The organism is Glycocaulis sp., from assembly GCF_052168375.1.
GTDB lineage: Bacteria > Pseudomonadota > Alphaproteobacteria > Caulobacterales > Maricaulaceae > Glycocaulis.
This window is the reverse complement of sequence record NZ_JBQLZR010000125.1, coordinates 1-6,093: the sequence shown is the minus strand read 5'-3', so window position 1 is coordinate 6,093 and position 6,093 is coordinate 1. Positions and strand designations below refer to the sequence as shown.

Here is a 6,093-nt window from a genome sequence, read left to right as displayed (position 1 = left end):
ATCGTGCCCGCCGCCACTCTCTCCAACCGCTACATCTCCGACCGCTTCCTGCCGGACAAGGCGATCGACCTGATGGACGAGGCCTCGGCGCGCCTGCGCATGCAGGTGGATTCCAAGCCCGAAGAGCTCGACGAGCTCGACCGGCGCATCATCCAGCTGAAGATCGAGGCTGAAGCGCTCAAGAAGGAATCCGATGCCGCCTCGAAGGCGCGCCTGGAGACCTTGACCAAAGAGCTTTCAGACCTGGAGCAGCGCTCGGCGGAGATGACGGCGGCCTGGCGTGCAGAAAAGGACAAGCTCGCCTCTGCCACGCATCTCAAGGAACAGCTCGACCAGCTGCGTGCAGAGCTAGCCACCGCCGAGCGGCGCGGTGATCTCGGCCGTGCCTCCGAGATCAAATATGGCCGCATCCCTGATCTGGAGCGCCAGCTGACGCAGGCGGAAAACGCCGGCAACGCCAATGGCAAGGCCTCCATGGTGCAGGAGGTCGTCGACGAAGAGCAGATTGCCGCTGTCGTCTCGCGCTGGACCGGTGTGCCGGTCGACAAGATGCTGGAAGGCGAGCGGGCCAAACTCCTGAAAATGGAGGACGGTCTGCACGCGCGCGTCGTCGGTCAGGACGAGGCGGTTGCCGCCGTGTCCGATGCGGTGCGCCGGGCACGCGCCGGCCTGAAAGACCCCGGCCGCCCCATCGGCTCCTTCCTCTTCCTCGGCCCCACGGGGGTTGGCAAGACCGAGCTGACCAAAGCGCTCGCAGAGTTCCTGTTCGATGACGAGAGCGCGATCACCCGCCTCGACATGAGCGAGTACATGGAGAAGCACTCCGTTGCCCGCATGATTGGCGCTCCTCCGGGCTATGTCGGCTATGACGAGGGCGGTGCGCTGACCGAAGCGGTCCGGCGCCGCCCCTATCAGGTTATCCTCTTTGACGAGGTGGAAAAGGCGCACCCGGACGTCTTCAACGTGCTCCTTCAGGTGCTCGATGATGGCCGCCTGACCGATGGTCAGGGCCGCACGGTCGATTTCCGCAACACGCTCATCATCATGACCTCGAACCTCGGATCGGAATACCTGCTGACCGGATCGGTCGAGGCCGCCCGTCCGCAGGTGATGGAGGCCGTGCGCGCCAGTTTCCGCCCGGAATTCATCAACCGGATCGACGAGACCATCCTCTTCCAGCGGCTGGAACCGCAGCACATGGGTGCGATCGTCGCCATCCAGCTCAAGCGGCTCGAAGGCCTCCTCAAGGACCGCCGCATGCGCATCGAGCTTGATGATGCGGCGAAGGCCTGGCTTGCCGAAAAGGGCTATGATCCCGCTTATGGCGCGCGCCCCCTGAAACGCGTCATCCAGAAGGAGTTGCAGGACCCGCTGGCCCGGCTGATCCTGGAAGGCAGCGTCAATGACGGCGACACGGTGACGGTCTCGGCAGAAGCGGGAACCCTCACCTTCAATGGCCGCGCGGTGTCCCGCTCGGCCCTGCCGCCGGCAGAAGCGGTGATCCAGTAGGGATCTTTAGCGCCGCAGCTCATCCGGGCTGCGGTGTTCCGCGAAAAGTCGCGGGCGGCCAGTCGGCCTTGCGGCCCCTGCCGGGGCCGGGCCGGCACCCCGGCGCGTAGCGCCGCAAGCGCGACTGCGCGCCCGAACTCGTGCGAGGCGCGGAGCACCGCTAAAAAGACGCCCCTTCCCGTTCAGACAGAGTCGCGCTTAGCTCCGCCTACTGGAGGTGCGGCCACGCACCCCGAACGGGGAGGAGATTTTCATGTATCAATCCATGATGGTGCCGGTTCTGGCACTGGTGTGCTGGACGCTGGTCATGTGGCTGTGGATGTACGCCACGCGCATTCCGGCCATGCAGAAGGCCAAGATTGACGTCACGAAGATGAAGGAAAAGTCCGAGATGGACGTGCTGCCCCGCAGCGTGCGTCAGATCGCGGACAATTATAACCATCTGCACGAACAGCCGGTGATCTTCTACGCGCTGGTCACCTACAGCCACCTTGTCGGCGTGGGCGATGCCATCAATATCGGCTTTGCCTGGACCTATGTGATCCTGCGTGTGGCGCACTCTCTGGTGCAGGCGACCATCAATTTCATTCCCTTGCGCTTTGCCCTGTTCACGCTCTCGACGCTCTGTCTCATCGTCATTGCGGTTCGCAACCTGATTGCGCTGCCGGTATGATCCTGACCGTATACGGACTGAAGACTTGCGAGACCTGCCGCAAGGCAATGACGGCGCTTGGCGAAGGCGGGAAAAATCCCGCCTTCGTTGACATTCGCGCCGAACCCTCAGTGAGCGGACTGATCCCTCAATGGATCAGGGCCGTCGGCGAGGCGAAGATCATCAATCGCGCCTCGATGACGTGGCGAAAGCTTTCCGACGCCGACAAGGCAAGGGCTGATGACCCGTCAAAACTCGCAGCCCTGCTCGATGAACACCGCACCCTGATCAAGCGCCCGGTGATCGTGACCGGCGGGCAGGTGCATACCGGCTGGACGAAGGATGTGAAGGCAGCGCTGGGGGTTTAGGGGGAGGCCCCGGACAATTCTTGCCCGGACCTCTCCTCCGGGGTCCCCGGCTTGATCGGGGACCCATTCTTTTCACTCCTGGCGTAAAGCAGTGAAAGACTGGCAGAAGTCAGCAGGCTGAAACCGTTCTGGGTCCCCGCTCGGGGGCGGGGACCCCGGTGCATTGAACTTGGCCCGAACTGACCGGCTGAAATGGCAAACCCGCCTTGCATGAAAGCACCGGACTTGCCGTCCCCGCCCCCTCGCCAAGCGGGGGCAGGAGTGTTATCCGCCCCCTTTGCCGCCCGTCACAGGTATCGCCATGCCCGCTTTCGACCTTGCCCTTCTCTCGGCCGCCTTCGTCACCTTCTTCGTGGTGATCGACCCGATAGGGGTGATGCCGATCTTTGCCGGGCTGACGCAAGGCACCAGCGCGGCGCACCGGCGCAAGATGGCGATCAAGTCGGTGCTGATCGCAACCGTGATCCTATTGGGCTTTGCCTATGGCGGGGAGTGGCTGCTATCGGCCCTGCATGTCAGCCTCGATGCCTTCCGGGCTGCGGGCGGCGTTCTGCTCTTCCTGCTCGCGCTCGACATGATCTTTGAAAAGCGCACCGAGCGCCGCGAGGACCGGGCCGAAAAACTGCACCCGGATGGCGCCGAGCCGCGCGAGGAAGACATTTCGGTCTTCCCCATGGCAATCCCCATGCTGGCCGGGCCGGGCGCCATCGCCTCCATCATGCTCTACATGTCAGGCTCGGGCGGAGATTTTGCCACGCAGGGCGTCGTGCTCTCTGCCATGGCAGCAAACCTCATCGTCTGCCTTGTCCTTTTCCTTGCAGCAGGCCCCCTCATGCGGGTGATGGGCGATACCATCGCCGCCATGATCACGCGCATCCTCGGGGTTATCCTGGCCGCGCTTGCCGCCCAGTTCATCTTCGACGGTATCCGGGGCGCGCTGCTGGCCTGATCATGGTCAATGCGGCGTAAACGCTGCGCACACCGAAATTTAGCCAGTTTCTGCCATTCTCCTGCCCTCAAGGTGCGGGAGACAATGCGCCATGACACGGTTTCGAATTCTGCTCTGGATTGCGTTTGCAGGCGTGCTGGCCCTCGGCCTCGGGGCGGGCGGACTGAGCCTTGCTACCGGCCTGATCGACCAGGCCATCGCCTTTACCTGGCCGAGCGCGGGCGCCGCGCTGGCGATAGCGCTGCTTATCCCGGCAACCCGTCAGGAATAGCGTGCAAGTTCAGTTGCGCGACGACCCCGGACCGTCATTCCAGACAATCCGGTAGAGATCAAAGCGGCGGTCGCGCAGGTTTCTGACCGTGCCCGACCGCCGGCTTTCGGCAAGGTCGTCAAGGCGCAGATCTGCCACCGCAATCGTTTCCACATTCTCTGATGTTTCCGCTGCGATGCCGTCGCGTGCGAAGGGAAAGTCGCACGGCGTCAGGATCGCGCTCTGGGCATAGTTGATGTCCATGTTCTCGACATCGGGCAGATTGCCCACATTGCCCGCGGTGACGACATAGAACTGGTTCTCGATCGCGCGGGCATGGGCGCAATAGCGCACCCGCAAATGGCCCGTCCGGTCATCGGTGGCATAGGGCACGAACAGGATGCGCGCGCCTTCATCGGCAAGACGCCGGGCAAGTTCGGGAAACTCGCTGTCATAGCAGATCAGCACGCCGATTGGCCCGCAATCGGTCGCAATGGCGTGGACGAAATCCCCGCCCTTTATGTTCCACCAGAAGCGTTCATTGGGGGTCGGGTGGATCTTCTCCTGCGCATGGACCGAGCCGTCACGCAAGAAGACATAGGCCACGTTCTGGATCTCGCCGTCCTCGGTCTCGGTCGGGTGAGAACCACCAATGATGTTGATATTGTAGCGCACCGCCAGCTGGCTCATGAACTCCAGGAAGCGCGGCGTATGGCGCGACAGGGCGGCGATGGATTCCTGCGGCGACAGCCTGCGCTTTTCCAGCGACAGCAGCGCCACCGTGAACATTTCCGGGAAGACGCAGAAATCGGCCCGGTAGTCCGAGCAGACATCCACGAAATATTCCACATTGCGCTCAAACTCGCGCGTGCTGTCCACGGCGCGGGCCATGAACTGGATCGCGGCCACGCGCACGGTCTGCGGATCGGGCCGCTTGCCACCGGTCGGCGCTTCGACAAACTTCGGATTGCGCCACACCATCAAGGAGGCGTGACCGGCCGAGTCCGTGTCCTCGGGATAATAGTTCTTCAGCACGCCCACCGGCTCGAAGCCCATGCGCATCTGGAAGTTCGAGACAGAATCCTTCACCTCGCGCGCCTCGATGGCGGCGAGATATTCTTCCGGCGTCGGATAGGTCTTGCGGCGGCGGCGATAGCCCGGCAGCCGGCCGCCAAAGACAACGCCTTTCAGGCCCCAGGCCTGGCAGAGCTGCTTGCGGGCGTTGTAAAGCCGCTGGCCGATGCGCAGGCGGCGGCGCGACGGATCAACCGCCACCTCCATGCCGTAGAGCCACTCGCCATCCTCGTCATGACGGGCCGCGTAGCCATTGCCGGTGATCTCTGCCCAGGTGTGCGGGCTCATCGCCAGCTCTTCGGTGGTGATGAAGGTGGCGCACCAGCCCACCACATCGCCTTCATACTCGACGAGGAACTGACCTTCCGGAAATGCCTGTATCTGGCCGCGTATCATGCCCGGCAGGTCCGGCGGCAGGTTGGGATAGGCCCGGTCCTGCAGCGCCAGGATTTCCGGCACATCGGCGAGCGTGGCATTGCGGACAGTCAGCTTGGCGCTTTGTCGGGCTTCAGTCATGAAAAATGGGGTCCGTACAGATCGGTGCGCCGATCCCGGAAAAAGCCCCAGGCGGCGCGGTGACGGTCGAGGAAGGCACGGTCGAAACGCGCGATTGCCACGCCGCGTTCCGTCCGGTCCAGTTCCGATACCACCTCGCCAGTATGATCGCAGATGAAGCTGGTCCCGTAAAAGACCTGCCCGTTTTCATCGCCCACCCGGTTGGCCGCAGCCACCGGCATCACGTTGGAGACCGCATGACCCTGCATGGCACGGCGCCAGCGCGCCGCCGTGTCCAAGCTGTCATCATGGGGTTCGGAGCCGATAGCGGTCGGGTAGAGCAGAACTTCCGCGCCCAGAAGCGCCATGGCGCGGGCCGTTTCCGGGAACCACTGGTCCCAGCAAATGCCGACGCCGATGCGGCCATGCTTCGTATTCCACACCTTGAAGCCGGTATCGCCGGGGCGGAAATAATACTTCTCCTGATAGCCCGGCCCGTCGGGAATATGGCTCTTGCGATAGGTGCCGAGCGCCTTGCCGTCAGCATCCAGCATCACCATCGAGTTGTAATAGCGCGGCCCTTCGCGCTCGAAGATCGAGACCGGGATGACAACGCCCAGCTCTGCCGCCAGCGGTTGCAGGGCGGTCACGCACGGATGTTCCAGTGCGGGGTAGGCGGTACCAAACCAGCGCTCTTCCTGGCTGGTGCAGAAATACGGCCCCTGAAACAGTTCCGGTGGCAGGATGACCTGCGCACCCTTGGCCGCGGCCTCGCGCACGAGGTCCTTCACCGTTT

Annotated in this window: 7 protein-coding genes; 5 read left to right on the top strand and 2 right to left on the bottom strand. The window is 63.4% G+C overall.

Going from position 1 to position 6,093, the window contains the following annotated elements; all coding sequences use genetic code 11:
* The 5 genes from ACTS2Z_RS04955 to ACTS2Z_RS04935 form a co-directional block, all read left to right on the top strand.
* A partial coding sequence (locus ACTS2Z_RS04955; RefSeq protein ID WP_442572118.1) for an AAA family ATPase occupies positions 1-1,509 on the top strand: 1,509 nt, incomplete at its 5' end.
* A 253-nt stretch (positions 1,510-1,762) separates the two neighbouring features.
* On the top strand, positions 1,763-2,182 hold the full coding sequence (locus ACTS2Z_RS04950) for an MAPEG family protein (protein WP_442572117.1): 420 nt from the start codon (positions 1,763-1,765) through the stop codon (positions 2,180-2,182).
* Entirely contained in the window at positions 2,179-2,529 is a 351-nt protein-coding gene (locus tag ACTS2Z_RS04945) for an ArsC/Spx/MgsR family protein (protein WP_442572116.1), read from the top strand. The genes ACTS2Z_RS04950 and ACTS2Z_RS04945 overlap by 4 nt, the downstream gene beginning before the upstream one ends.
* Before the next feature lie 301 nt (positions 2,530-2,830).
* Positions 2,831-3,478, top strand: coding sequence for a MarC family protein (locus ACTS2Z_RS04940; protein ID WP_442572115.1), 648 nt, complete (start codon positions 2,831-2,833; stop codon positions 3,476-3,478).
* A 91-nt stretch (positions 3,479-3,569) separates the two neighbouring features.
* Positions 3,570-3,749, top strand: a complete 180-nt coding sequence (locus ACTS2Z_RS04935) for a hypothetical protein (protein ID WP_442572114.1) — start codon at positions 3,570-3,572, stop codon at positions 3,747-3,749.
* A gap of 9 nt (positions 3,750-3,758) precedes the next feature.
* Here ACTS2Z_RS04935 and ACTS2Z_RS04930 read toward each other — a convergent pair whose 3' ends face one another.
* Complete coding sequence (locus tag ACTS2Z_RS04930; RefSeq protein ID WP_442572113.1) at positions 3,759-5,318, bottom strand: GNAT family N-acetyltransferase; 1,560 nt, start codon at positions 5,316-5,318, stop codon at positions 3,759-3,761.
* Positions 5,315-6,093, bottom strand: a 779-nt coding sequence (gene aguB, locus ACTS2Z_RS04925; protein WP_442572112.1) for an N-carbamoylputrescine amidase, incomplete at its 5' end; no start/stop codon positions are given. The genes aguB and ACTS2Z_RS04930, both read right to left, overlap by 4 nt.

What these genes read in the sequence shown, in the direction of transcription:
- ACTS2Z_RS04950 (WP_442572117.1), top strand. Translation starts at nt 1,763, where the DNA reads ATGTATCAATCCATGATGGTGCCGGTTCTGGCACTGGTGTGCTGGACG.
- ACTS2Z_RS04945 (WP_442572116.1), top strand. Translation starts at nt 2,179, where the DNA reads ATGATCCTGACCGTATACGGACTGAAGACTTGCGAGACCTGCCGCAAG.
- ACTS2Z_RS04940 (WP_442572115.1), top strand. Translation starts at nt 2,831, where the DNA reads ATGCCCGCTTTCGACCTTGCCCTTCTCTCGGCCGCCTTCGTCACCTTC.
- ACTS2Z_RS04935 (WP_442572114.1), top strand. Translation starts at nt 3,570, where the DNA reads ATGACACGGTTTCGAATTCTGCTCTGGATTGCGTTTGCAGGCGTGCTG.
- ACTS2Z_RS04930 (WP_442572113.1), bottom strand. Translation starts at nt 5,318, where the DNA reads ATGACTGAAGCCCGACAAAGCGCCAAGCTGACTGTCCGCAATGCCACG.